The organism is Pseudomonas sp. SIMBA_068 (genome assembly GCF_046534705.1).
Classification (GTDB): Bacteria; Pseudomonadota; Gammaproteobacteria; order Pseudomonadales; family Pseudomonadaceae; genus Aquipseudomonas; species Aquipseudomonas putida.
Window position 1 is genome coordinate 414,695 of the sequence record NZ_JAWRYI010000002.1, and the last position, 25,590, is coordinate 440,284.

The 25,590-nt window shown below is 63.8% G+C and carries 26 protein-coding genes; 11 read left to right on the forward strand and 15 right to left on the reverse strand.

Annotation, left to right across the window (positions count from 1 at the left end):
* Nucleotides 1–8: 8 nt before the first annotated feature.
* Complete coding sequence (locus SB756_RS08120) at nt 9–602, reverse strand: DUF4157 domain-containing protein (RefSeq protein WP_410910622.1); 594 nt, start codon at nt 600–602, stop codon at nt 9–11.
* Nucleotides 589–1,152, reverse strand: a complete 564-nt coding sequence (locus SB756_RS08125) for a TetR/AcrR family transcriptional regulator (RefSeq protein ID WP_016500004.1) — start codon at nt 1,150–1,152, stop codon at nt 589–591. Before SB756_RS08125 ends, SB756_RS08120 begins: the two co-directional genes overlap by 14 nt.
* 89 nt (nt 1,153–1,241) lie before the next feature.
* Between SB756_RS08125 and SB756_RS08130 the strand changes: the two genes are divergently transcribed.
* Together SB756_RS08130 and SB756_RS08135 are read left to right on the forward strand one after the other, a co-directional pair.
* On the forward strand, nt 1,242–1,973 hold the full coding sequence (locus SB756_RS08130) for an SDR family oxidoreductase (protein WP_016500003.1): 732 nt from the start codon (nt 1,242–1,244) through the stop codon (nt 1,971–1,973).
* A gap of 29 nt (nt 1,974–2,002) precedes the next feature.
* Complete coding sequence (locus SB756_RS08135; RefSeq protein ID WP_016500002.1) at nt 2,003–2,617, forward strand: 2-hydroxychromene-2-carboxylate isomerase; 615 nt, start codon at nt 2,003–2,005, stop codon at nt 2,615–2,617.
* Here SB756_RS08135 and SB756_RS08140 read toward each other — a convergent pair.
* From SB756_RS08140 to SB756_RS08160, 5 genes are all read right to left on the reverse strand, one after another.
* On the reverse strand, nt 2,590–2,889 hold the full coding sequence (locus tag SB756_RS08140) for a hypothetical protein (RefSeq protein ID WP_410910623.1): 300 nt from the start codon (nt 2,887–2,889) through the stop codon (nt 2,590–2,592). The genes SB756_RS08135 and SB756_RS08140 overlap by 28 nt on opposite strands.
* Before the next feature lie 2 nt (nt 2,890–2,891).
* Nucleotides 2,892–3,437, reverse strand: a complete 546-nt coding sequence (locus tag SB756_RS08145; RefSeq protein WP_016500000.1) for a cupin domain-containing protein — start codon at nt 3,435–3,437, stop codon at nt 2,892–2,894.
* Nucleotides 3,438–3,518: 81 nt separating this feature from the next.
* Entirely contained in the window at nt 3,519–4,724 is a 1,206-nt protein-coding gene (locus SB756_RS08150; protein ID WP_410910624.1) for an MFS transporter, read from the reverse strand.
* 86 nt (nt 4,725–4,810) lie between these two features.
* Nucleotides 4,811–5,344: a cytochrome b gene (locus tag SB756_RS08155; RefSeq protein ID WP_016499998.1), complete on the reverse strand. Its 534-nt coding sequence runs from the start codon at nt 5,342–5,344 to the stop codon at nt 4,811–4,813.
* Nucleotides 5,341–6,393, reverse strand: coding sequence for a catalase family peroxidase (locus tag SB756_RS08160; protein ID WP_410910625.1), 1,053 nt, complete (start codon nt 6,391–6,393; stop codon nt 5,341–5,343). The genes SB756_RS08155 and SB756_RS08160 overlap by 4 nt, the downstream gene beginning before the upstream one ends.
* Before the next feature lie 123 nt (nt 6,394–6,516).
* Between SB756_RS08160 and SB756_RS08165 the strand changes: the two genes are divergently transcribed.
* Both SB756_RS08165 and SB756_RS08170 read left to right on the forward strand, forming a co-directional pair.
* Nucleotides 6,517–7,038 carry a sigma-70 family RNA polymerase sigma factor gene (locus SB756_RS08165; RefSeq protein WP_341795760.1) on the forward strand — a complete coding sequence of 174 codons (522 nt, stop codon included), beginning with the start codon at nt 6,517–6,519 and terminating at the stop codon, nt 7,036–7,038.
* Entirely contained in the window at nt 7,035–7,787 is a 753-nt protein-coding gene (locus SB756_RS08170) for an anti-sigma factor family protein (RefSeq protein ID WP_016499995.1), read from the forward strand. Before SB756_RS08165 ends, SB756_RS08170 begins: the two co-directional genes overlap by 4 nt.
* A 180-nt stretch (nt 7,788–7,967) precedes the next feature.
* On the opposite strand, the gene xthA is transcribed toward SB756_RS08170, so the two are convergent.
* Nucleotides 7,968–8,780, reverse strand: coding sequence for an exodeoxyribonuclease III (gene xthA, locus SB756_RS08175; protein ID WP_410910626.1), 813 nt, complete (start codon nt 8,778–8,780; stop codon nt 7,968–7,970).
* Between the two features lie 162 nt (nt 8,781–8,942).
* Here xthA and SB756_RS08180 point away from each other — a divergent pair, with 162 nt between their 5' ends.
* The 3 genes from SB756_RS08180 to SB756_RS08190 are packed head-to-tail and all read left to right on the forward strand — an operon-like array spanning nt 8,943 to nt 15,059.
* A complete protein-coding gene (locus SB756_RS08180) occupies nt 8,943–9,593 on the forward strand; it encodes a GNAT family N-acetyltransferase (RefSeq protein WP_016499993.1) in 651 nt (216 codons plus the stop codon).
* A 52-nt stretch (nt 9,594–9,645) separates the two neighbouring features.
* Nucleotides 9,646–11,388, forward strand: coding sequence for an autotransporter assembly complex protein TamA (locus SB756_RS08185; RefSeq protein ID WP_341795758.1), 1,743 nt, complete (start codon nt 9,646–9,648; stop codon nt 11,386–11,388).
* Nucleotides 11,385–15,059 carry a translocation/assembly module TamB domain-containing protein gene (locus SB756_RS08190; protein WP_410910627.1) on the forward strand — a complete coding sequence of 1,225 codons (3,675 nt, stop codon included), beginning with the start codon at nt 11,385–11,387 and terminating at the stop codon, nt 15,057–15,059. Before SB756_RS08185 ends, SB756_RS08190 begins: the two co-directional genes overlap by 4 nt.
* A 19-nt stretch (nt 15,060–15,078) precedes the next feature.
* Here SB756_RS08190 and SB756_RS08195 read toward each other — a convergent pair whose 3' ends face one another.
* The 4 genes from SB756_RS08195 to SB756_RS08210 all read right to left on the reverse strand — a co-directional run bounded on the left by SB756_RS08195 (nt 15,079) and on the right by SB756_RS08210 (nt 17,505).
* Complete coding sequence (locus SB756_RS08195; protein ID WP_341795755.1) at nt 15,079–15,633, reverse strand: DUF2589 domain-containing protein; 555 nt, start codon at nt 15,631–15,633, stop codon at nt 15,079–15,081.
* A gap of 72 nt (nt 15,634–15,705) precedes the next feature.
* Nucleotides 15,706–16,353, reverse strand: coding sequence for a DUF2589 domain-containing protein (locus SB756_RS08200; protein WP_016499989.1), 648 nt, complete (start codon nt 16,351–16,353; stop codon nt 15,706–15,708).
* 62 nt (nt 16,354–16,415) lie between these two features.
* On the reverse strand, nt 16,416–16,796 hold the full coding sequence (locus tag SB756_RS08205; protein ID WP_258657081.1) for a Mor transcription activator family protein: 381 nt from the start codon (nt 16,794–16,796) through the stop codon (nt 16,416–16,418).
* Between the two features lie 250 nt (nt 16,797–17,046).
* Nucleotides 17,047–17,505, reverse strand: a complete 459-nt coding sequence (locus tag SB756_RS08210) for a hypothetical protein (protein ID WP_410910628.1) — start codon at nt 17,503–17,505, stop codon at nt 17,047–17,049.
* 150 nt (nt 17,506–17,655) lie between these two features.
* On the opposite strand from SB756_RS08210, the gene SB756_RS08215 reads away from it, so the two are divergent.
* Nucleotides 17,656–17,844: a hypothetical protein gene (locus SB756_RS08215; protein WP_016499986.1), complete on the forward strand. Its 189-nt coding sequence runs from the start codon at nt 17,656–17,658 to the stop codon at nt 17,842–17,844.
* Nucleotides 17,845–17,880: 36 nt separating this feature from the next.
* On the opposite strand, the gene SB756_RS08220 is transcribed toward SB756_RS08215, so the two are convergent.
* Nucleotides 17,881–18,255: a fe2+ zn2+ uptake regulation protein gene (locus SB756_RS08220; RefSeq protein WP_341795752.1), complete on the reverse strand. Its 375-nt coding sequence runs from the start codon at nt 18,253–18,255 to the stop codon at nt 17,881–17,883.
* A 196-nt stretch (nt 18,256–18,451) separates the two neighbouring features.
* Between SB756_RS08220 and SB756_RS08225 the strand changes: the two genes are divergently transcribed.
* Nucleotides 18,452–20,758: an acylase gene (locus tag SB756_RS08225; RefSeq protein ID WP_410910629.1), complete on the forward strand. Its 2,307-nt coding sequence runs from the start codon at nt 18,452–18,454 to the stop codon at nt 20,756–20,758.
* A 158-nt stretch (nt 20,759–20,916) separates the two neighbouring features.
* On the opposite strand, the gene SB756_RS08230 is transcribed toward SB756_RS08225, so the two are convergent.
* Nucleotides 20,917–21,639: a UDP-2,3-diacylglucosamine diphosphatase gene (locus tag SB756_RS08230; RefSeq protein ID WP_341795750.1), complete on the reverse strand. Its 723-nt coding sequence runs from the start codon at nt 21,637–21,639 to the stop codon at nt 20,917–20,919.
* Nucleotides 21,636–22,139 (reverse strand): peptidylprolyl isomerase, encoded by a 504-nt coding sequence (locus tag SB756_RS08235; protein ID WP_031311992.1) that lies wholly within the window; start codon nt 22,137–22,139, stop codon nt 21,636–21,638. The genes SB756_RS08230 and SB756_RS08235 overlap by 4 nt, the downstream gene beginning before the upstream one ends.
* A gap of 248 nt (nt 22,140–22,387) precedes the next feature.
* On the opposite strand from SB756_RS08235, the gene SB756_RS08240 reads away from it, so the two are divergent.
* Together SB756_RS08240 and cysS are read left to right on the forward strand one after the other, a co-directional pair.
* Nucleotides 22,388–24,091: a glutamine--tRNA ligase/YqeY domain fusion protein gene (locus tag SB756_RS08240; RefSeq protein WP_410910630.1), complete on the forward strand. Its 1,704-nt coding sequence runs from the start codon at nt 22,388–22,390 to the stop codon at nt 24,089–24,091.
* A gap of 9 nt (nt 24,092–24,100) precedes the next feature.
* Nucleotides 24,101–25,483, forward strand: coding sequence for a cysteine--tRNA ligase (gene cysS / locus SB756_RS08245; protein WP_016499980.1), 1,383 nt, complete (start codon nt 24,101–24,103; stop codon nt 25,481–25,483).
* Nucleotides 25,484–25,590: the final 107 nt, after the last annotated feature.

A 25,590-nucleotide genomic window follows, 5' to 3' on the forward strand; every position in this document is an offset into this window, starting at 1 on the left:
AACTGATATCAGTGGGCCTGCCCCGAAGCGCGTTCGCGCAGCGCCTTGCCGACTTCGGCCTCGATCTTGTAGGCCGGCCCCTCCAGGTCGTCATAGTTGCGCGTATAGCGTCGGGCAAATTCCTCCACGCCCAGCTCCTGGTACTGCTGTACATGCTTGAGCTCGTGCGCCCACAGGGCCACGTTGTCCTCGGCATCGCCGGCCCGGCGGAAGATGATCGTGTCGATCAGCGTCACGGCGTTCACGTCGGGGTTCTGCAGCAGCGCGTTGGCCGCGCTCATTTGCTGTTCGTCACCCACCCGGAAGCGCGCCGCATCGAGCACGGCAAAGTCGTACCAGGGTTCGAGTTGCGCACGGATATGCAGCGGGATCGGCTCGACGCCGCTGGCGGTGGCCTCATCCCTGGCCTGGCGCAAGGCGAACGTGAGGCTGGACGAGGCCATGACCTCCACATCCTTTAGAATCTGGCCCGCTTGACCAGGGTCTATCGGCGCACAAAAACAGCCCATCAGGCACACTTGATACTGCCCGGATGGGCAGGCTTGTTCGGCAAGCGCGGGCAGCGCCAGCGTCAGGCCCAGCAGCAGGCTAATCCACTTCATGCAGGGCCTTTTCGACAAACTGGCGGCTTGCGTCCAGCACTTGCGACTGCACATGTTCAGTGGCCAGCATGCGCCCGACCATCAATGCACCTACGCACTGGCTGATCAGCACCCAGGCCAGCTGATCATCCTCCAGCGTTGCGCTCCAGGCCTGGTGCAGGTCGACCAGCCAGTGCTCGGCCTCTTCGCGCACCGGTGCTGCGGCCCGGGCGATTTCCACACCCAGCGGCGGCAGCGGGCAGCCGCTTTCGGCATTGTGCAGGTGGGCCAGGCTCAGGTACTGCTGCAGGCAGCGGCCCAGGCGCTCGCGGCTGGCGCCTTGAGTGGCCAGGCGGGCCAGCGGGCTGTTGTGCAGCTCCTGGCGTACCACCTCGGTAAACAGGTCATCCTTGGAAGGGAAGTGGTTGTAAAAGGCGCCGCCGGTCAGGCCGATTGCCTTCATCAGCCCGGCGACGCCAGTGCTGGAAAAGCCCCCACGCTTGGCCAGCGCACCGCTGCTGCTCAGCAAACGTTCGCGAGTTTGCTGCTTGTGTTCGTTGGAATAACGCATTCACTTGCCTCTGCAGGCGGGCTTGACGATGACGGGGATCATAACATAGCGTTCGTTTACTAAACGATCATTCACCAATGGAGGCAGGCATGTCAGAACAACAAAAAGTAGTGCTGGTGATCGGTGCGGGCGACGCCACCGGTGGCGAGATTGCCAAGCGCTTTGCCCGGGAGGGCTACATTGCCTGCGTGACGCGGCGGCAGGCAGAAAAGCTGCAACCGCTGCTGGAGGAAATCCGCGCTGCTGGCGGCCAGGCCCATGGTTTTGGCTCCGATGCGCGCAAGGAGGAGGAGGTGGCAGCGCTGGTCGATACTATCGAGCGCGATATCGGCCCGATCGAGGCGTTTGTTTTCAATATCGGCGCCAATGTCCCCTGCAGCATCCTTGAGGAAACCCCGCGCAAGTACTTCAAGATCTGGGAAATGGCCTGCTTCGCCGGCTTTCTTACCGCTCAGGCGGTTGCCCGGCGCATGGTCCAGCGTGAGCGCGGCACCATCCTGTTCACCGGCGCCACCGCTGGCACCCGGGGTGCAGCAGGTTTCGCGGCTTTCGCCGGGGCCAAGCACGGCTTGCGCGCCCTGGCCCAGAGCATGGCGCGAGAGTTGGGGCCACGGAATATCCATGTCGCGCATGTGGTGGTGGACGGGGCCATCGACACCGCCTTCATCCGCGACAGCTTCCCCGAGCGCTATGCCCTCAAGGACCAGGACGGCATCCTCGCCCCGGCGCACATTGCCGACAGCTACTGGTTTCTGCACGCCCAGCCCCGAGACGCCTGGACGTTCGAACTGGACCTGCGCCCCTGGATGGAACGCTGGTAAGCCCCTCTCACCACGCAAGGACCGTAACCATGCACAAGACTGTCGATTTCTTTTTTGACTTGGGCAGCCCGGCCAGCTACCTGGCCTGGACCCAACTGCCAGGCCTGTGTGCCCGCCAGGGTGCCACGCTGCATTACCGGCCAATGCTGCTGGGCGGGGTTTTTCAGGCTACCGGCAATGCTTCGCCGGCCATGGTCCCGGCCAAGGGGCGCTACATGTTCACCGACCTGGCACGCTTTGCCGCGCGCTATGGGGTACCGTTCGGGCTGCCGCCGGGGTTTCCGGTCAATACCTTGGCCTTGATGCGGGGGGTGATGGGCACCCAGTTGCGCTCGCCAGAGCGGTTGGAGGCGTTGCTGTCGGTGCTGTTCAATGGGCTGTGGGTGCAGCGTTGCAACCTGAGCGATAGCGCCGTTCTGGACGAAACACTGAGCCAGGCAGGGTTCGACCCGCAGGCGTTTCACGCGCTGGCGGCTGACCCTGAAGTGAAAGCAGCGCTCAAGCAGGCGACCGAGGTGGCCGTCGAACGCGGCGTGTTTGGCGCGCCGACCTGCTTTGTAGGTGAGGCAATGTTCTTTGGGCAGGACCGCCTGGACTTTGTCGAGGAGGCGTTAAGTCAGCGGGCCAGCAGCTTCTCGAGCTGAGTGCGTTCCCACAGGCTGAGCAGGTCGACCGGGTTGGTGCCGTAGCGCTGCCAGTCCTCGGTCCCGGCCTGCTGGCCGTCAGGGGATTGGCAACTGATGCAATGCGCCAGGCCTTCGGGATCGAGGGCCAGCGTCATCTGCCAGCCCTGGATGTCGACATCGACCAAACCGCCATCGCGGCGTGCACTCACCTCAAGGTGATGCACGCCAAGGGCTGCGTTGCGCAGGCTCTGGTAGATGGCCCGGGTGCTCAGCGAAGCGCTGCGCGTCAAGGTCAGAAGTTCGCCGGCGTGTTGGCGCTGATGATCTCGGCCTCGTCCGGGCCGATGTTCTTGAAGCTGTGCGGCAGTGTAGTGGGGATGTAGTAGCCGTCGCCCGAGCTGAGCACGCTGACTTGGCCATCGACCCACAGCTCTACGGTGCCGCGAGTGACCAGGCCACATTCTTCGCCCTCGGCATGCACGATCGGCTCGCCGGAATCCGCGCCCGGTGCATACAGCTCGCGCAGCATGCGCATCTGCCGGCCCTCGACACTGGCGCCGACCAGCAGCATGCGCAAGCCGTTACGGCCCAGATCGGGCTGCTCGCCGCCGCGGAACACAAAGCGCTCTTCTCGCACCGGCTCGTCGAAGCTGAAGAACTCCGCCAGGCTCATGGGAATGCCTTCGAGCAGTTTTTTCAGGGAGCTGACCGAAGGGCTGACGCGATTCTGCTCGATCTGCGAGATCGTCGAATTGGTCAGCCCGCTGCGGCGGGCCAGTTCCCGTTGGGAGAGGTTGTTGCGTTCACGCACCAGTTTGAGTCGCGTCCCCGTGTCCATAGCCGCCTTGTAATCAGAGGTGTAAAAAATAATGAGCGATGCGCATTAAAACACACTCTGCACGCTTGCGCGCTGTGCTTCTCAGGCACGCTGGTCGCGCGGCATCGGCCATAGCCCTACCAGCAGCAACAGCGCGGCCACGGCCAGAAATGGCAGGCGCGGATCGAGGGCATAGACCAGGGTGCCGGCCAGTGGACCGATCACCGCGCCCATGCCTTGGGCCGCACCAATGGAACCGGCTGTGGCACCTTGCTCGGAGGCGTGCATGGCGTTGGCCGCCAGCGCTGAAAACGACGGGAAGACAAAGCCCATGCCCGCGGCCGCGACGAAGTAGCAGCCCCATAGCCAAGGTGCGGTGGTCGCGAGCGAGCCGCAGGCAAAGCCCAGGGCCGAAACCGTAGCGCCTACCCGGATCATTTTCAGTGGCGGCCATTCCAGTTTGCGCAGCAGTACCTGTGACAGCATCAGTGCCACGCCCACCGTGGTCAAAGCGATGCCGGCGGCCTGGGCAGCTTCTGCCGGGCCGAGGTGCAGGCGGTCCAGGGCAAAGAAGCCGACAATGATCTGCGACACGGTAACACTGAGCATGGCACTGAACGCTACCAGCAAGGGCCGGCGCAGGCGTGGGTCGTTCAAACGCACCGGGCTCGGGGCATGGTTGTGGGGTAGCGCCTGCGGCTTGAGGGTGAACAGCAGCACGAGAAAGGCACTGGCCGGCAGCAGCGACATGATATGGAAAGGCAGGCTCAGGCTATGCCGCGCCAGCAGCGCCGCCAGTGCCGGCCCTACTACCAGGCCGACCGCGTTGGCCGCCCCCAGCGAAGCCATGGCCCGGGCACGCCGCTGCGGCTCGACATGGTCGGCGATCAGCGCGTTGCAGCCTACCGGGATTGCAGCATAGAAGGCGCCGATGCAGCCGCGTGCGACCATCAGCCCGATGAACGCTGCGGTCGCGCCCGGCAGCCAGCGCAGCGCGCCCTCGACAAACAGGCATAACAGCCAGTAAGCCAGGGTGAAGCCGGCGGTCCCCAGCAACAGGATACGTCGCCGGCCCAGCCGATCTGCCGCACGGCCCCAGGGCCGGGCCAGCAGCACCCAGACTCCGCCGGCCACCGTCACGGCAGCGCCGGCCTGCCAGGTGGCCATGCCGAGTTGGCGGGCAATCGGGCCGATCAGGGCGACGAAGGCCATCATCGACATGGTACAGGCCATGTTGGCCAGCAGCAGCGGACGCAAGTCCAGGGTGCTGGCAGGTTTCAGGGTTGCAGGATCCTTTGCGACGTTCATAGGGCAGTCCAGGGCAGTAAGGCAAATAGAAAGCCGATCTTATTAAGAACGATTATTGATTGTCGAATGCCCCGGGCTGCTGCAGGTCATTCGCTGCGGCGCAGGGGGCCAGGCCACATGCTACGCAACACGCCGTCGCGGCGCACCCACGCGTGCATCAAGGCTGCACCCACATGCACCAGCACCGTGGCGAACAGCAGGTAGCCGGCCCAGCCGTGTGCCAGGCGCAACACGGCATACAGTTGCAGGTTGTGCGGGGCGATGGCGGGCAAGCCCAGCGGGCGAGGGTAGTCACCAGCCGACAGCATGGCCCAGCCCAGTAGCGGCATGGCCAGCATCAGGCCATAGAGCAGCAAGTGCGATGCCCCGGCGGCCCAGCGCTGCAGGGTTGGCAGGTCTCGCGGCAAGGGTGGGTGAGGCACGGCCAGGCGCACCCCGATACGCAGCACTACCAGCACCAGCAGTGCCAGGCCGGTGGCCTTGTGCAACCCGATCAGTACAGGGTGGCGTAGCGACAGGTCTGCAACCATGCTCACCCCAATGAACAGCATGGCCAGGATCAGCACGGCCATCAGCCAGTGCAGCAGGCGGGCGAAAGGGTGGAAGGCTTCGGGTTTCATGGGCGGGCTCCGGTGCTGAGCGATTCACGGCTGCGGCGGTTGAACGATTCCGAGTAGGCAGCCGAACGGGCGGCGAGGATCGGGTCGGCAGATGCCTCTATGCCTCGGGGCAGGATCAACGGGTCGAAGTTGAGGTCGCGGCATGCCCCCTGCTCAGGGGCGTCGACCTGTTCCAGCACCAGGGTGCCGGCGTCTACGCTGCGCCGCTCGGCGGGCCAGGGCCGGGCAGGGTCGTCCACCGCATCGCCGGGTTCGGCCAGCACCAGGCGAAGCGTCCAGCGCAAAGGGCCCTGGGCCAAGCGTTGCTGCAGGTCGTGTTGTAGAAACTGTTTGTCATCGATCTGGGTGGGCAGCGCGGCAAACGCGGTTTGCGGCTCAAGCTGCCAGCGCACCGGGTGGCGCGTGCCGCCTGCGTCGATCAGGTGAAAGGCGTTGATACTGTGGTATTGGGTGTTGGCGAAGCTGTTGCTGGGCTTATAGCCCGCCGCCCATTGGCGAAACGCCGCACTCTCCGGGTGGGCTGCGAAAAACGCCTGCAGGCTGGCAGGGTTCGGTTTGCCGGTGGCCGGGTCCGGCGTGTTGGCCAGCACTTGCTCGTAGAACCCTTGCGGTGTGCTGATTGCCAGCACTGGCGGGTTGTTCATGCCGGTGCGCCAAACCTGCCCGTCGTCGGTACTCAGCTGAATGGCCAGGCTGCGCACGGGTATGCCGGTGTCCGGTGCGAACGGGTTGGCACCGCCAATGGCGAAACGGCCGGTTACCGGCACGCGTGCCTGGCTGAAGACGCGCGCAGTAGAAAGGTTGGCGGCCTGCCCGCTGGCCTGGAAGTAGCCGCTGACGCACAGGCCCTTGGCATGGTTCTTCCGGTAGCCTGGGTAATGCCCGGCCTGGGCCTCGAAGGTGTCGATGATACGCTGTGGCGTCAGCCGGCTTTCGCCGAGCCAGCCGGCGGCGTAGGCAAAGCCGGCGCCTGCGGCCAGCATCACGGCGCCGATTGCAGCCAGGCGCACGGCTTTCGCCGGGCCGTGCAAAGGTGAGTTCATGGTCATCGTCCGGTTTGGTGAAGGTGCCAGTACGACGCGGCAGGGAAAAACTTATTCCATCGGCGGGAATAGAATTTCCTGGCAGGCGTCTGCCTTTACAATGACAACTTCAAAGGCCGGGACTTTTCCATGCACGATCTGGATGACCACCAGTGGCGCGAGCTGCTGGCCCGCCTGCGCCGCTTTGCCGTGTGGCTGACCCGCGAGCCGGGCAGCGCCGATGACCTGGTGCAGGCCACGGTCGAGCGGGCCCTCAGCCGACGCGACCAGCAACGCGATGCCGAGGCGCTGCGGGCCTGGCTGTTTACCATCCTCTATCGGCTTTTCCTTGATGGTAAGCGCCGCGACCGCCTGCATGCGCGCTGGCTGTCCTGGTTCGGCCGTGCCGAGTACGAGGAGGAGCCGCAAGGGGCCAACCCTGAGGCCAGTGTCCTGGCCCAGGCCGACTTGCAGGCGTTTGCCCGGCTGACAGCCGAACAGCGCGCCTTGTTGCTGCTTATCAGCATTGAAGGCTTGAGTTACAAGGAAGCCGCCCAGGCCTTGGGCATCCCTATCGGCACTGTGATGTCGCGCCTGTCGCGCGCCCGCAGTGCCTTGCGCGAACTGACCGAGGGCAACCCCCAGCCACCGGCCTTGCGGAGACTGAAATGACGCGTCTGATCCCCAGCGAAGACGAATTGCACGCTTACGTCGATGAGCGCCTGGCGCCTGTGCGCCGGGCCGAGGTGCAGGCCTGGCTGGCGGCCAACCCACAGGCGGCGGCACGGGTGGAGGGCTGGCGCGCCGATGCCCGCCGGTTGCGTACGGCGCTGGCCGGGTTTGGCGAACTGCCTGGGGCGGCGCAGCTGGACCTTGGGCAGGTGCGTCGGCAATTGCGCCAGCGTCGGCAGCGGCGGTGGGCCGCAGCGGCGGTGGTGATGCTGGCATTGGGTGTGGGAGGGCTGGGCGGCTGGCAGGTGCGCGATGCGTCCCTGGCACGAGTCGACCTGCCCATGGCCGATGCCGTCCAGGCGCACCGTTTGTTTGCCGGCAGCGAGGCGCTGGATATCCAGGCCAGTGATGCGGGGCAGTTGCGCGACTGGTTGGGGCGGCATTTCAGCCGCGTGGGGCAATTGCCGGACCTGGCGGGCTATGGCTTCAAACCGGTGGGGGCGCGCTTGCTCAGCAACGAACAGGGGCCGGCGGCGCTGCTGGTGTTTGAGGATGGCAAGGGCCAGCGCATCAGCCTGTTCTTGCGCTCACCGGGCGAGCTGTATCGGCGCATGCCGGACGGGCAGCGGGTCGATGGCCAGCTGGAGGCGCGTTACTGGTCGCATGGGGCTTACAACTTTGCCCTGGTCAGCGCGGCGGACGATGTCCGTGGGGCCGGGGTGGGGGAGGCGTTGCGGCTGGGCTTGTGAGTGCGGAGGTCGAAAGCGCCACACACTTACTGTGGGAGCGGCCTTGTGTGGCGAAAGGGCCGCGCAGCGGCCCCAGGATTTCTGCGTCAACGTCTACATTGCTGGGGCTGCGATGCAGCCCTATCGCGACACAAGGCCGCTCCCACAGGGCGGCGGTGATGCGGATATGGCCCCCGGCGATCAGCTCAGTTCCAGCCAGATCGGCGCATGGTCCGAGGGCTTTTCCATGCCACGCAGTTCATAGTCCACGCCCGCTCCCTTGATGCGCGGCACCAGGTGCTGCGAGGCCATGATCAGGTCGATGCGCAGGCCGCGCTTGGGATCGTCCTCGAAACCACGGCTGCGGTAGTCGAACCAGCTGAAACGGTCGGTCACGTCCGGGTGCAGGTGGCGGAAGCTGTCAACCAGGCCCCAGCCTTTCAAGCGCTCCATCCACTCACGCTCTTCTGGCAGGAAGCTGCACTTGCCGGTCTTCAACCAGCGCTTGGCGTTGTCCGGGCCGATGCCGATGTCGCAGTCTTGCGGCGAGATGTTCATGTCGCCCATGACCAGCAGTGGCTGGTCGTTGCGGAACTGGCCTTCCAGCAGTGCCTGCAGGTCGCTGTAGAAACGCTGCTTGGCCGGGAACTTGGTTGGGTGGTCGCGGCTTTCGCCTTGGGGAAAATAGCCGTTCATGATGGTGATCGGGTTGCCATCGGCATCGGCGAAGGTGCCCCAGATGAAGCGGCGCTGGGCCTCTTCTTCATCGGTGGCAAAGCCCTTGTGCAGGCTCAACGGGGCCTGGCGCGACAGCAGCGCCACGCCGTAATGGCCTTTCTGGCCGTGGTAGTGCACGTGGTAACCCAGCGCCTCTACGTCGGCCAGCGGGAACTGATCGTCGCTGACCTTGGTTTCCTGCAGGCCGATTACGTCCGGCTGGTGCTTTTCGATCAGCGCTGCCAGCTGGTGCGGGCGGGCTCGCAGGCCGTTGATGTTGAAACAGACGATCTTCATGGAAAGACGATCCCGGTAAAAGGCGGGATGCTAGCCGACATCGCCCCACATCACCAGCATGGCGGCTTGGGAAGCCTGCTGCTAACGTGCTGTAGGGGGTGAACGAAGCGCGGTGGTGCACCTCCAAGGCAATGTACGCCCATTCCAGGAGGTCTGCCCGCAATGCCCGAAACCACTGCCGCTCCGGCTCAAGTCTGCCTGCTCGATGACGGCTACAGCCGCGAGGCGCGTTCGCTGCTGTACAACGCCTACCGCCACGAACCTACCTTTGCCTATATCTTCGAAGCCCAGCGCCCAGGGTATGAGCAACGCTTGCGGGTGATGGTGCGCGAATGGGTGCGTCAGCACTTTTACTTGCAGTTACCTGCCATCGGTTTGCTGGTGGACGACCGCCTGATTGCCCTGGCCCTGATCGTGCCGCCGGTGCGCCGGTTGGGCGTTGCCGACAGCTGGGCCTGGCGCCTGCGCATGATCCTCGGCACTGGCCTGCGCTGCACGCGGCGTTACATGGACTACCAGGCCGCCCTGTCCACCTGCCTGCCCACCGATCAGGTGCATGTGTTGCCATTGCTGGGGGTACATCCGCAATTTCAGGGCAAGCATTACGGGGAGCAATTGTTACAAGCCGTGCACGACTGGTGCGCGGATCAACCAGGCACCCAGGGCGTGGTGCTCGACACCGGCAATGAGCATTACCTGGCCTTTTACCAGCGCCAGGGCTATGAAGAAATTGGTGAGGTCGCCGTAGGACCTATCCGGGAACGGGTCTTCTTCCATCCCAATCCAGTCTCTTCAACCTCCACTTTTGCCTGAACATCCCGCCAGGCGGCTCCCTTGAGCGTCTGGCTCTGGTAGCATTTGCCGCATGACGTATTCAGGAAGATTGACCTGGGGCCTGGTTATCTGGGCCGCCAGTTTCGCAGCATGGGGCCAGAGCGAGTTGCTGGTGAAGGTAAAACCAGCCAACAAAGCGCTCAAGGCCAATGTCGAAGGCTATATAGGCACCCTTGGTGACCGCGATGAAGAAGCATTGTTACGCTTCAGTCGCGGGGCAGAGGAGCAGGCGCGCAAAGCCGCGCAGGCACTTGGCTACTACCAGGCGCAGATCGATACCGAGGTAAAGCCCCCCAAAGACGCAGACCATTCCCCGCAACTGATCCTCAGCATCAACCCGGGCGAGCCGATCCGCCTGCGCAACGTGACCGTGCGCATCGAAGGCCCCGCCAGCGAAATGAAGGCCTTCCGTGTGCCCGACAGCAAGGCACTGCGCCCAGGTGAACAACTCAACCACGGCCATTACGAAGATGCCAAGCGGCTGATCCAGAACCAGGCGTCGCGCTACGGTTTTTTCAGTGGCCGCTTCAGCAGCCAGCGCCTGGCCGTCGACCCGCAGGCCGGTGTGGCCGATATCGAACTGGTCTACCAGAGTGGTCCGCGCTATCACTTGGGCGCAGTGACCTTCGGCGGCGACACGCCGCTGGACGATGACCTGCTGCAGCGCATGGTGTCGTTCCAGCCGGGCACCCCCTACGACTCGGAACTGATTGCCGAACTGAACAATGACCTGCAATCGAGCGGGTATTTTGAAGGCGTGCGGGTGGATGCTGCGCCCACCGCCGCGGTGGGCGAAGAAATCCCGGTGGATGTCCGCCTGGAAACCCGCAAACCACGCACCATGGGCCTGGGCCTGGGCTTCTCGACCGACGTCGGTCCGCGTGGCAAGGCCAACTGGACCCGCCATTGGGTCAACCCGCAGGGCCACAGTTATGGTTGGGAAACCGAGCTGTCGGCACCGCGGCAGAACGTTGGCCTGTGGTACGACATCCCCCTCGACCCGCCACTGACCGACAAGTTGCGCTTCGCCGGCGGCTACCAGAACGAGGAGCTTGCCGGTACCGATACCCTCAGCAAACTGCTGACAGTCGGCCCCGAGTGGCACAGCAAGCTGCCCAGTGGCTGGCAGCGGGTCATTTCGCTCAAGTACCAGCGCGAGGAGTATCGCCTGGGTGACGATTCCGGGCTGAGCAACCTGCTGATGCCTGGCGTGAGCTATTCCTTCCTGCGCAGTGACAACCGCATCGATCCGCACAACGGCTACCGGCTGCAGTTCGATGTACAGGCGGCCAAGGAAGGGCTGGTTTCCGACACCAACCTGTTGCACGGCAATGTACTGCTCAAGGGCCTGACCACGCTTGGCCAGAACCACCGCTTGCTCGGTCGCGTACAGTTCGGCGGCAGTGCGACCAATGGCTTCAAGAACAACATTCCGCCGTCGCTGCGCTTCTTCGCCGGTGGCGACCAGAGCGTGCGTGGCTACGACTACCAGACCCTGTCACCGAAAAACAGCGATGGCGACCGCATCGGCGGGCGTTACATGGTGGCCGGCAGTGTCGAGTACCAGTATTCGTTGACCGAAAAGTGGCGGATCGCGACGTTTGTCGACCAGGGTAACTCGTTCAACAACCTTGAGCTGCCCAGCCTCAAGACCGGTGTCGGTTTTGGTGTGCGCTGGGTTTCGCCGGTCGGGCCATTGCGCCTGGACCTGGCCAAGGCGCTGGATGACGAAGGGGGCATTCGCCTGCACTTTTCCATGGGGCCTGAGCTGTGAAACGCGTGATCAAATACATTCTGCTGGGCCTGCTCGGGGTAGTCGCGAGCCTGGGCCTGGTGCTAGGCCTGCTGCTGGGTACCGAGGCGGGTAGCCGCTGGGCGCTGGGCAAGGTGCCCGGGCTTGAGGTGACCAATTTCCAGGGGCGCCTGGCGGGTAGCTGGCAGGCCAGCATGCTGCGCTGGGCCGACGGTGGCAGCACGGTAGAGTTGCAGGCACCGCTACTGGCCTGGTCGCCTGCCTGCCTGCTGCGCGCCACCCTGTGCATCGACCGGTTGCAGGCACAACGCATCGACATGGCCTTTGCGCCAAGTGCCGAGCCGGCCGAAAGCGGCCCGCTGCAGCTGCCGGCGCTGCGCTTGCCGCTGGCCATCGAACTGGGCGAGGTCAAGGTCGGCCAACTGCGGCTGGATGGCAGCGACCTGCTGGGTGACTTGCAACTGGCGGCGCACTGGACCGGCACCGGGATGCGCATCGACAGCCTGCACCTGCAGCGCGATGACCTGCAATTGAACCTGCAGGGCGACCTGCAGCCCGAAGGTGACTGGCCAGTGCAACTCCAGGCGCAGCTGCAACTGCCAGCCGTGGACGGCAAACCCTGGCAGTTGGCACTGACCGCCACCGGCGAATTGCAAAAGACCCTGAAGCTTGCGGGCACCAGCAGCGGTTACCTCGACGCCACGCTGAACGGGCAGTTGCAGGCGTTGGCCGAGCACCTGCCGGCGACCCTGCAGATTCGTTCAGAGGCGTTCAAGCCGGCGGGCTCGCTGCCCGATACCTTGCAGTTGAATCAGCTCAAGCTTGATGCCAAGGGCGACCTGCTCAAGGGTTATCAACTGTCGGGAACGGCCAGCCTGCCGGCTGAACAGTCGCCAATCGCGTTGGCGCTGTCCGGGTTGGTCGACAGCAAAGGCGCCAGGCTCGATGCCCTTGACCTGACCGCCAGCGACACCCAGCGCGTGAAACTGCAGGCCACGGCCGACTGGCAGCAAGGCCTGACCGCCGATGCGCAGCTGGACTGGCAGGACTTCCCGTGGTTGCGCCTGTACCCGCTGGAGACACCCCCCGAGGTTACCCTCAAGCGTTTCAATACGCAGGTGCATTATCGCGATGGCAATTATCAGGGCACCTTCAAAGGCGACCTGGACGGCCCGGCAGGGGCGTTCAGCCTGGTCAGCCCGTTCGAAGGTGACCTGACCCAGGTGAAACTGCCGCAACTGGCGCTGACCGCCGGGCAAGGCAAGGCCGCCGGCAGTGTGGCCGTGCGTTTTGCCGACACCTTGGCCTGGGATGTCGACTTGCAGCTTTCGGCGCTCGACCCGGCCTATTGGCTGGCGGAGCTGCCGGGCACCTTGGCGGGTCCGCTGCGCAGCAAGGGCGAGATGAAGGGCGAGGTGCTCACCCTTGATGCCCAGCTTGATCTCAAGGGCCGCCTGCGCGGCCAGCCGGCAGTGTTCAAGGCTGAGGCCCAGGGGGCGGGGCAGAACTGGACACTCGGCGCCCTGGCGATCCAGCTGGGTGACAACCGTATCAACGGCAGTGGCAGCTTGCAGCAGCGCCTGGCCGGGCGAATCGACCTTGACCTCCCGCGCCTGGGCCAGCTGTGGCCAAGGCTGCAAGGCCAGGTCAAGGGCCGGCTGGATGTTGCCGGCACCTTGCAGGCTCCTCAAGGCACGCTGACCTTGCAGGGCCAGCACTTGGCCCAGGCCGAAAACCGGCTGCAACAGTTGGACCTGGATGCCCGCCTGGACAACGCCCAGCGCGGTGTGATCGAGCTAAAGGCCACTGGCATTCACCTGGGCGACACGGCATTGGGCACGCTGCAGGCCAACGGCAAAGGCGACATTCGCCAGCAAGCCTTGACCCTGGCGCTGGATGGCCCGCAACTCAAGCTTGACCTCGGACTGGATGGCCAGTTGAGCAAGGGTGACTGGCGTGGCCGCCTTGCGAGTGGGCGTATCCAGGCCGGTGGCCAGGATTGGCAGCTGCAATCGCCGGCACGCCTGCAGCGTCTGGCCAGCGGCCAGCTGGACTTCGGTGCCCATTGCTGGCGATCTGGCCAGGCCAGCCTGTGTGGTGACGACCAGCGCTTGGCGCCCGAGCCGCGCTTGCGCTACCACCTCAAGCAGTTCCCGCTCGACAGCCTTGCCCAGTGGCTGCCAAAAGACTTCGCCTGGCAGGGCCTGCTCAATGCGGATATCAATCTGGACATCCCGGCCAGCGGCCCCAAAGGCAACATTGTCATTGATGCCAGTGGCGGCACGCTGCGTGTGCGCGACAAGGGCCGTTGGGTCGATTTCCCCTATCAGGCCCTGCGTGTCGACAGCACGTTGGCGCCACGGCGTATCGATACCCGCCTGGCGTTCCGTGGAGAGCGCCTGGGCGAGCTGAACGTCAATACGCGCCTCGACCCGTTGGGCAAGAACAAGCCTCTGTCAGGTGATTTCCGCCTGGCCGGGCTGGACCTGTCGGTGGCGCGTCCGTTCGTGCCGATGGTCGAACGCCTGGCCGGGCAGCTCAACGGCAGTGGGCGGCTTTCAGGCACCTTGCTGGCACCACAGGTCAACGGCAACCTGATGCTCAGCGGTGGCGAAGTGAGTGGCGCCGAGTTGCCGGCCAGCCTTGAGGACCTGACGTTGCAGGCGCTGATCGCCGGCGAGCAGGTGCAACTCAATGGCAACTGGCGCAGCGGCGATGCAGGGCGCGGCCAGTTGAGTGGCAACCTCACGTGGGGGCAGGCATTGGGCATGGACTTGCGCCTGCAAGGCCAGCAACTGCCGGTCACGGTCGAGCCTTATGCAACGCTGGAGGTCGCCCCGGACCTGACCTTGCGCCTGATCGACGACAAACTGGCGGTTACCGGCAAGGTGCAAGTACCCAAAGGCAAGATCACCGTGCGCGAACTGCCACCGTCGACCGTGAAGGTATCGGATGACACGGTAATCGTCGGTCACCAGACCGAAGAGGGCAAACCGCCCATGGCGATGGCCATGGACATCGATGTCGAGGTGGGCCGCGACAAGTTGTCGTTCAGTGGCTTTGGCCTGACCGCCAACCTGCTTGGCCACGTGCATATCGGCGACAACCTCGACACCCGTGGCGAGTTGAGCCTGGCTGACGGTCGTTACCGTGCCTACGGCCAGCGCCTGACCATCCGCCGTGCGCGCTTGCTGTTCGCCGGCCCGATCGACCAGCCGTACCTGGACATCGAAGCCATCCGCACGGTCGATGATGTTATTGCCGGTATCCGCCTGAGCGGCAGTGCCGAGCAACCCACAACCAAGGTGTTTTCGGAACCGGCCATGAGCCAGGAACAGGCGCTGTCGTACCTCGTGCTGGGGCGGCCTCTGGGCAACTCTGGCGAGGACAACAACATGCTTGCCGAGGCAGCGTTGGGCCTGGGGCTGGCAGGCAGTGCCGGCATCACCGGCAGCCTGGCATCGAGCCTGGGGATCGACGACTTCCAGCTGGACACCGAAGGCTCGGGCAACAGCACCAGCGTGGTCGCCAGCGGCAACATCACCGAGAAGCTGAGCCTGCGTTACGGCGTGGGTGTGTTCGAGCCTGCCAACACCATCGCGTTGCGTTACAAGCTGAGCAAGAAGGTGTACCTGGAAGCTGCCAGTGGGCTGGCCAGCTCACTGGACATCTTCTACAAGCGCGATTTCTGAAGCGGTGCCGGGGCTGCCGTCAACGGACAGTGGCCGCCTCGATGTATTCGTTGGTGTCGGGCGAGGGCAGTGGGCCGGGGGCGCGTACCGGGGTGATCAGGCTGGTGTACTCCTCGATGAGCCGGTTCAGGGCTTCCGGCGGCTCGCTGGCCTGGAACTGCATGCGGATCTGCACTTCGTCAGGGTCACGGCCTTCGCCCTGACGGCCTTGGCCACCGATGGTGACCTTGAAGCTGGCAGCCTTGTTCTCGCTCGCGGTCAGCAGTGCCTGTTGTGCTTCGGTCCCTTTGACCCGGACCGACAGGTCCACCTGCATGCGCTCCAGGGCCAGGCCCTTGGGCGACACCAGTGCAAACAGGGGGACGCGCATGATGTGCTGCCCATCCATGGCCACTTCGACCATCTTGGCTTTCATGGGGGCGCCCAAGGCGTCGCTGTCGCACTCGAAGAACTGGTCGAACAGGTTGATGTACTGCTGTGCAATCAGGCTGTTGGTGGCGCTTGCGGCTTCCTGCAGGCCACGGGTGATCTCACGCAGGTCGATGGAGGTCATCGGGGCAGGGGGCTTGTTCATGGGCTCGACTCCTCAGGCCAGGTGGTGCCCCCCGGTGCTGGCCAGGGGGCTGTTTGCGGCTCGTGGAGCGTCTCAAGGGGTGTTGTTGCCTGCATCGGCAGCAGGGTCTTTCAAGGTGTCGGCCTGGGAAATTTCGTCCGGGCTTTGCAGTTCGGCGGTTCTGACCACGGTTGGCTTGGTTGCCGCGTCGGTGAGGAACTCGATCACCCTCATCATCGCTTCAGGTGGCTCCTGGCGCTTCATCGTCGTATTGAAGGCGTAGCGGGCGCGGGTGTCGGTCTTGCGTGTCTGGGCGGACTTGTGGCTGACGCTGCCCTTTACGTTCAGCTTGAAGGGCCCCCACCCCAGTGAGCCGGTCACGTCCGCACCCATTTCCGTGCTGGAGGTGTCTTCCGACATCTGATTGATGATCAGCTCGAATTCGACATTACCTTCATCGATGGAGATGTTCGGGTGTGTGATGGCCGCCAGCAATGGCACCTTCATGGTCTTGCTGACCACGCCCTTGTATTCACCCTGTTCGTCGACGATGGTCTCGTCGTAATCGAACTGGATAGCCACGGCCTTGCCGTCTTGCACACATACCTGCATCAGGAAGTCGGCGTACGACTTGCTGGCGGTAACCTGGGCCTGGACCATGGCCTGCAGGGGGCCTGCGATCATGCGGTCCATGGGCAAGGCGTTGATCACGGATCCGATGAGGCTGTTATCTATCGACATGTTTTGTTGCTCTTTTTATGGAGGGGAAGGGTGGCCACCTCTGGCGGCCTCGGTGCTGGTCGTCAGCGAGCGCAAGTTTCCTGGCGACGGATGTTGCCGATCTGGCGCAGGCTCAGACCGTACTTGTTGGCCAGCAGGCTGCGTGAAAGGCCATTGGCGCTTTCTTTCTGGATCTGCTGATTGCGCAGCTGGCGTAGGAAGTGGTCAGCCTTGGGGATCTCCAGGGCTACTCCGGCAAAGCGCTTGATCAGTGCGTCCAGCGCTTCGGCCGGCAGTACGTCGGCGAGCTTGGTACGTTCGCGGTATTTGGGGATGTACTTGGGCCTGCCGCCGTAGGCGCAGGTCAACTGGTAGGCGTTGTCGATGCCGATACAGTCGACCAGGGCCTGCAGCGAGTGGGGCAGTTGGCTGATATCGATGAGGCTCAAGTCTGGTAATTCCATATGGCGCTCCTTCGGGATGGGGGAATGTGCGACCCGATCACCAGCGGCGTTATGTCGACGGTGTGAGCAAATTCTGTGTGACACCCCTGGCGCGTCGCTAGGCGACATGTGGGTTGCAGCTTGTAGCCTCGGTGAACAGCGATTGCAGGCAGCGATATCCTGCGTTGTAGGACATGTCTCCACGATGTGGCTGTGGCCGGTGATTTCCCATCAGGGCGCTCCGCTCGTCCAGTGATGGGCCAGGGTACCCTCAGTTGCAGGGGTAGCTGCTCAGCAGGCTGGCGCTGCGCAGGTAGGCCTGGGGCGCATCGAGCATGCCTTGTGGCAGCGCCCGCCAGTCGACCAGCAGGCACAAGGCATGCAATGGCTGCCCGCCGCGCTGACCGATGACCGTGCCGGAAAAGCTGCGGCGGTACAGCGCCTGGGTCTGGTGCAGCGCCTGCACCTGATCGGCTTGGGCCAAGGTCTGCCGGACCAAATCAGGCAACTGGGCCATGGGGGCGCTGAAGTGCAGTGGGGCGTCGGGTGCCTGCAGGTAGCCAGCCTGACGCACGCGCTGCCACAGTTGTTGCCACTGGCTGGCGCCAGCATGGCGCTCCAGGTCGCGACCAAGCTCAAGCAGTTGCGCTGCCGTTACCTCGCGGGTGTCCAGCGCGTGAAGGGTAAGCGGGGTGAGAATCAGGGACGCGAACAGCAGGGGTTTGTACATGATGCCTCCGGCATGGGTGCTTGGAGCCCCATGCTTTCAGGCAGTCGCCACCCTACCCAGCAGGAAATGCAGCGCCGGGCCCTATGGGCGTTGTATCATTGCCACGGCTCGTTGCGAGCCATTTGCCCCTGATGTTGCAAGGAACTTTCGATGACACACGTGCAGCGCCTCAAATATTCCCTTCTGATCATCCTGGTAGTACTGGGCCTGATGCTGGGCCTGTCCCACCTGCAGAAGCAGGGCACAATCAGTGAGCAGACCTTCCAGATGGCGGCCATCGCCATCGCCGTTGTGGTCGTGGTGATCAACGGCATTCTGCGGCGCAAGGTCAAGCCCTGATCCGTGCGGGCCGGCCAGGTGTGGCCGGCCATGCGCTCAGGGCGTGTGTGTCTGCTCCAGTACGGCGCGCGCCTGGGGGTTGAGGCTGTAGCACTTGTCGTTGCCCAGTTCGATGACACCTTCGGTGCACAGCCGCTTGAGCACCTCACGCACGCTGAGGAACGACAGCGGAATATCCAGCTGTTCCAGTTGTGCGTGCACGCCGCGTACGCCAATGCTGCGGCCATTGCGGTCAGCGGCGTGCAAGGCATCGATCACCTTGAGCCGGATCAGGCTGGTTCGCAGGCCGAAGGTGCGCAGCAGCTCGCGGATCTGTTCGTTGCCGATGCGTTCCTCAGAAAAAACGTCCTGTCCGTTGGGCGCTTTGCCTGGGACGCGCCCGGCGTGAGTCGAGGGTTGCGGGTTGTACATGTGAATGCTCCTTTTCGTGGACGAACCCGAAATGTGGTTGCCTCACTTACTAGGACGAATGAGAACGCAAAAACTGCAACCCACTCGTAAAAAAAATGGCTGTTCCTCTTCAAGACGTTCCATCGCCTTGTAACACGTAAAATTTTCACCTGGCCGCTCGTCTGATCGGGATAGACCCCGAATCCGAGGAGTGCCCGTGTTTCCACTTTCCCGTCCCATGACGTGCGCAGGCCTGGCCGCTGCACTGGTGGCCTTCAGCGTTGCGGTGCAGGCGCAGCCCGCTACTGATGCCAGCGCGCAGATCCGTCGAACCAGTTACGGAGTGCCGCATATCGTGGCCAAGGATGAGCGCGGCCTGGGCTACGGCGTTGGCTATGCCTATGCCCAGGACAACCTGTGCCTGCTGGCCAACGAGGTGCTGACCGTGAGCGGTGAGCGCTCACGCCATTTTGGTGCCAAGGGCAAGACCCTGGAGCAGCGTGACAACCTGACCAGCGACCTGTTTTTCACCTGGCTCAACAGCCCGACGGCAGTCGATGCGTTCCTGCAGGCGCAACCGGCGCAGGTGCAGGCACTGCTGGCGGGCTATGCCAGCGGCTACAACCGGGCGCTCGCCGAGCGCCGCCGCGAAGGCTTGCCCGCCGAATGTGGCAACGGTGAGTGGCTGCGGTCGATCACCAGCCAGGACCTGGTCAAGCTGACGCGCAGGCTATTGGCCGAGGGGGGTATAGGGCAGTTCGTCGAGGCACTGGCGGGCGCGCACCCACCTGCGGCGGGCAGCCAGCAAGCGTCGGCAGGTTTCGCCACAGCGCTGGCGCGGCAAGAACGCTTTGCCACGGAGCGCGGCAGCAATGCGGTGGCCGTGGGCGCGCAGCGTTCGGCCAATGGCCGCGGCCTGTTGTTGGCCAACCCGCACTTCCCGTGGATGGGCGGCATGCGCTTCTACCAGATGCAGCTGACCATCCCTGGCCAGCTCGATGTGATGGGCGCGGCATTGCCGGGCCTGCCGGTGGTCAATATCGGTTTCAACACGCACCTGGCCTGGACGCACACCGTCGACACCTCCAACCACTTCACCCTGTATCGGCTGCAGCTCGACCCCAAGGACCCGACCCGTTACCTGCTTGATGGCAAGTCGCTGCCACTGGCCCGGCAAACCATCAGCGTTGCGGTCAAGGCAGAAGATGGCAGCCTGAGCCAGGTAGAGCGGCAGGTCTACAGCTCGCAATTCGGCCCGGTGGTGCAATGGCCCGGGCGCCTGGACTGGGATGCGCACGCGGCCTACAGCTTGCGTGACGCCAACCTTGAAAACACCCGAGTGTTGCAGCAGTGGTACCAGATCAACCGTGCCGACAGCCTGGCGGCGCTCAAAGGCTCGGTCGAGCAGTTGCAGGGTATTCCTTGGGTCAACACCTTGGCCGTGGACCAGGGCGGTGGGGCGTTGTACCTGAACCAGTCGGTGGTGCCGTATGTCGACCAGCAACTGCTGGGTGCCTGCAGCAACCCACAAGGGCAAGGGCGCATGGTGGTGCTGGATGGTTCGCGCAGCGCCTGTCAGTGGAAGGTCGACGCGCAGGCTGCGCAACCGGGAATCTTCCCGGCGCGACTGCTGCCGAGCCTTGAACGCCAGGATTTCGTGCAGAACTCCAACGACCCGGCCTGGATGGCCAACCCGGCGCAGCCGCTGACCGGCTATTCACCCTTGGTCAGCCGCAGTGACAAGCCGTTGGGCATGCGCGGCCGCTTTGCCCTGCAGCGCCTGCAGGGCACGGCAAGGCTGGGCGTGGATGACCTGCAGCGCATGGTGACCGACGACGAGGTCTACCTGGCCAGCCTGGTGCTGCCAGACCTGCTGCAATGGTGCGAGGGCGCAGGCGCAGATATACAGGCCGTGTGCAGCAGCCTGGCTGCCTGGAATGGCAAGGCTGACCTCGACAGTGGTATTGGACTGGTGCATTTCCAGAACCTGTTCAATGCCTTGGCCGAGCACCCGGAAAGCTGGCGGGTGGCCTTTGATCCGGCAGACCCGCAGCACACGCCGCGTGGTTTGGCGGTGGAGCAGGCGGCCGTGCGCAAGCTGGTACACGAGGCGGCACTGGCGTCGCTCAAGCAGGTGAGCGACAGCGGTGTAGCGGGGGAGGCGCGTTGGGGGCAGGTGCAGCAGGCGCTTGATGGTACGCCGGTACCGGGTGGCCCGCAGGCGCTGGGGGTGTACAACGCGATGTACAGTGTGCCGCACGGGCCGGGCAAGCGGCTGGTGGTCAGCGGTACCAGCTACTTGCAACTGGTCAGCTTCACCGACAAGGGGCCAGAGGCTCGGGGGTTGTTGGCGTTCTCCCAGTCGAGCGAAGCGGCTTCGGCGCATGCCAGTGACCAGACCAAGGCCTTTGCGGCCAAGCAGCTGGCGGTGATGCCGTTTACCGAGGCACAGATCAAGGCAGACCCGGCGTATCGGGAAGTGGTGATCAGTGAGCGTGACAAAGGGGCAGTGGCGCAACAGTAGCGCTTTCTGCTGCGACTGCGATCTTGCAGGAGCGGCCTTGTGCCGCGAAAGGGCTGCGGTGCAGCCCCAGCAATTTCGGTGGTTATGCTGAGATCTGGGGCCGCTGTGCGGCCACTTCGCGGCACAAGGCCGCTCCTGCATGGGGCACGCAGTGCCCGTCAGGAAAACTCGAACGGCGCCAGCTGAAACCCTTGCTCATCTACCTGCAAGGCCCAGCCCCGGCGGTCCCAGTCCCCCAGCACGATGCGCCGTGCCGGTTCCCCATCAACCACCAGCTTGTGTATCGCCGGCCGGTGGGTATGGCCATGCACCAGCGTACGCACGCCATGCGCCGCCATCACCTTGGGCACTTCCTCCGGTGTGACGTCGACAATTTCGGTGGCCTTCATCCGCACTTGCGTGCTGCTTTCGCTGCGCAGTTTGCGCGCCAGCTTGTAGCGGGCTGACAGCGGCAGGTGGCGCAAGATCCACAAGCTCAGCGGGTTGCGCAGCAAGCGGCGCATCTTCATGTAACCCAGGTCGCGGGTGCACAAGGTGTCGCCATGCATCAGCAGTACCTGTTCACCGCCCAGCTCGATCACACTGGGGTCGCTCAACAACGTGCAGCCCGCAGCGTCGCAGAAAGCCTGGCCAATCAGGAAGTCACGGTTGCCATGCATCAGGAAGATGGCCGTACCGCAGTCGCTCAGCCGGCGCATGGCCTGGCAGATCGACTGCTGGAACGGCGTCATGGCATCGTCGCCGATCCAGGCTTCAAAGAAGTCGCCGAGGATGTACAACGCCTTGGCGTGGCGGGCACGGCCGTCGAGCAGATCAAGAAACGCCCGGGAAATGTCCGGGCGCTCTTCTTGCAAATGCAGATCGGAGATCAGCAGTATCACCCAATGATCTCGGCTTTCTCGATGATCACGTCTTCTTTTGGTACGTCCTGGTGGCCAGCCTTGGAACCGGTGGCGACCTTCTCGATGGCATCAACCACTTCACGGCCTTCGATCACTTCGCCGAACACCGCGTAGCCCCAGCCCTGTACGTTCTTGCCGCTGTGGTTGAGGAAGTCGTTGTCGGAGGCGTTGATGAAGAACTGCGCCGAAGCAGAGTGCGGCTCCATGGTGCGGGCCATGGCGATGGTGTACTTGGCGTTTTTCAGGCCGTTGTCCGCTTCGTTCTGGATGCTGGCACGCTTGTCACGCTTTTCGTTCATGCCTGGCTCGAAACCGCCGCCCTGAATCATGAAGCCTTTGATCACACGGTGGAACACGGTGTTGGTGTAGTGGCCTGCGTTGACGTATTCGATGAAGTTGGCCACGGTAATCGGGGCTTTTTCAGCGTTCAGTTCAATGACGATGTCGCCGTGGTTGGTGGTCAGTTTGACTTTGGACATGCTGAAACTCGCTTTTTCAAGGCAATCGGGAATTAGGGTGCGCAGGGCGCCGGTTATCACCTGACGCATATTCAGGCGATCACGACACATGGCGCGCACTGGCCATTTTGCCAGGCTTGGGCAAAAAGCCGTGATAAATCACGCCAGTTTGTCCGGGCCCGACTGTCAGCAGCTTGACTGCTTCGGCTATGATAGGCCCTTTGATTCAATCGGCCTACCCAGGCCGGACACGTGCATTCAAGGATCCTATGAGCAAGCCCACTGCCGACAACGCGCCCAACGCCGCTGCCAAAGGCGCCCCCGCTGTCCCTGCGAACTTCCTGCGGCCGATCATCCAGGCCGACCTGGACTCGGGCAAGCACAGCAGCATCGTCACTCGCTTCCCGCCGGAGCCTAACGGCTACCTGCACATCGGCCACGCCAAGTCGATCTGCGTCAACTTCGGCCTGGCCAAGGAATTCGGGGGCGTCTGCCACCTGCGTTTCGATGACACCAACCCGGCCAAGGAAGACCAGGAATACATCGACGCCATTCAAAGCGACGTCAAATGGCTGGGCTTCGACTGGGCCGGCGACGTGCGTTATGCGTCCAGCTACTTCGACCAGTTGCACGACTGGGCGGTCGAGCTGATCAAGCGTGGCAAGGCCTATGTCTGCGACCTGACCCCTGATCAAGCGAAAGAATACCGCGGCAACCTCAAGGAGCCGGGCAAGAACAGCCCGTTCCGCGAACGTAGCGTGGAAGAAAACCTCGAGCTGTTCGCCCGCATGAAGGCCGGCGAGTTCAAGGACGGCGAGTGCGTGCTGCGGGCCAAGATCGACATGGCTTCGCCGAACATGAACCTGCGCGATCCGATCCTGTACCGCATCCGCCATGCCCACCATCACCAGACCGGTGACAAATGGTGCATCTACCCCAACTACGACTTTACCCACGGCCAGTCGGACGCTATCGAGGGCATCACCCACTCGATCTGCACCCTGGAGTTCGAAGGGCATCGCCCGTTGTACGAATGGTTCCTCGACAACCTGCCGGTGCCGGCGCACCCGCGCCAGTACGAGTTCAGCCGGCTGAACCTGAACTACACCATCACGTCCAAGCGCAAGCTCAAGCAGCTGGTTGACGAAAAGCACGTCGACGCCTGGGACGACCCACGCATGTCGACCCTGTCCGGCTTCCGTCGCCGCGGCTACACCCCGGCTTCGATCCGCAACTTCTGCGAAATGATCGGCACCAACCGCTCCGACGGCGTGGTCGACATGTCGATGCTCGAGTTCAGCATCCGTGACGACCTGGACCGCACCGCACCGCGCGCCATGTGCGTGCTACGCCCACTGAAAGTGGTCATCACCAACTACCCGGAAGGCCAGGTGGAGCAGCTTGAGCTGCCACGCCACCCGAAAGAAGACATGGGCGTGCGTGTGCTGCCGTTCGCGCGCGAGCTGTACATCGACCGCGATGACTTCATGGAAGAGCCGCCCAAGGGCTACAAGCGCCTGGAACCGGCCGGTGAAGTGCGCCTGCGTGGCAGCTACGTGATTCGCGCCGACGAGGCCATCAAGGACGCCGATGGCAATATCGTCGAGCTGCGTTGCTCGTACGACCCGGACACCTTGGGCAAGAACCCTGAAGGCCGTAAGGTCAAGGGCGTGATCCACTGGGTGCCGGCCGAGGGCAGCGTCGAGTGCGAAGTGCGCCTGTACGACCGCCTGTTCCGCTCGCCGAACCCGGAAAAGACCGAGGACGGCGGCAGCTTCCTGGACAACATCAACCCGGACTCGCTGCAAGTGCTCAGCGGTTGCCGTGCCGAGCCGTCTCTGGCCCAGGCGCGACCCGAGGACCGCTTCCAGTTCGAGCGCGAAGGCTACTTCTGCGCCGACCTGAAAGACAGCCAGCCGGGCCGCCCGGTGTTCAACCGCACTGTCACCCTGCGTGACTCCTGGGGCAGCTGAGGAAACGCCGTGCTTACCATTTACAACACCCTGAGCAAAGCGAAGGAAACCTTCAAGCCGCTGGATGGCAACAAGGTGCGCATGTACGTGTGCGGCATGACCGTGTACGACTACTGCCACCTGGGCCATGGCCGCAGCATGGTGGCCTTCGACCTGGTCACCCGCTGGCTGCGCAAGAGCGGCTACGAGCTGACGTATGTGCGCAACATCACCGACATCGATGACAAGATCATCAACCGGGCCAACGAGAACGGCGAGAGCTTCGACGCGTTGACCGCCCGCATGATTGACGCGATGCACGAAGACGAGCGCCGCCTGAACATCCTGCCGCCAGACCAGGAGCCGCGTGCCACTGACCATATCGCCGGCATGCACGCGATGATCCAGACCCTGATCGACAAGGGTTATGCCTATGCCCCAGGCAATGGCGACGTGTACTACCGCGTCGGCAAGTTCGTCGGCTACGGCAAGCTGTCGCGCAAGAAGATCGAAGACCTGCGCATCGGCGCACGCATCGAGGTCGACGAAGCCAAGCAGGACCCGCTGGACTTCGTGCTGTGGAAGGGCGTCAAGCCCGGTGAGCCGAGCTGGGAATCGCCATGGGGCCCGGGCCGCCCGGGCTGGCACATCGAGTGCTCGGTGATGTCCACCTGCTGCCTGGGTGAGAGCTTCGACATTCACGGCGGTGGCAGCGACCTGGAGTTCCCGCACCACGAGAACGAGATTGCCCAGAGCGAGGCGGCCACAGGCAAGCAGTACGCCAACGCCTGGATGCACTGCGGCATGATCCGGATCAACGGCGAGAAGATGTCGAAGTCGTTGAACAACTTCTTCACCATCCGCGATGTGCTCGAGAAGTACCACCCGGAAGTGGTGCGTTACCTGCTGGTGGCCAGCCACTATCGCAGCGCGATCAACTACTCCGAAGACAGCCTGCGCGACGCCAAGGGCGCGCTTGAGCGCTTCTACCACGCCCTGCGCGGCTTGCCACGGGTAGCGGCCAAAGGCGGCGAAGCGTTTGTCGAGCGTTTTAGCGTGGCGATGAACGACGACTTCGGCACCCCCGAAGCCTGCGCCGTGCTGTTCGACCTGGTGCGCGAGATCAACCGCCTGCGCGACAGCGACCCGGAGGCTGCTGCCGGCCTGGCTGGCCGCCTGCGCGAGCTGGGTGAAGTGCTGGGTGTGCTGCAGCTGGAGGCCGATGACTTCCTGCGTGCAGGTGCCGAAGGCAAGGTCGATGCTGCCGAGGTGGAAGGCCTGATTCAGGCGCGTCTGCAGGCGCGTGCGGACAAGAACTGGGCCGAGTCGGACCGTATCCGCGACCAGCTCACCGCGATGGGTGTGGTGCTGGAAGACAGCAAGGGCACGACTACCTGGCGTTTGGCTGACTGATCGGCGTACTGGGGCTGCTTTGCAGCCCTTTCGCGGCACAAGGCCGCTCCTACAAAGGTCGCGCAAGCCTTTAATGCTGCGCTACCCCTGTAGGAGCGGCCTTGTGC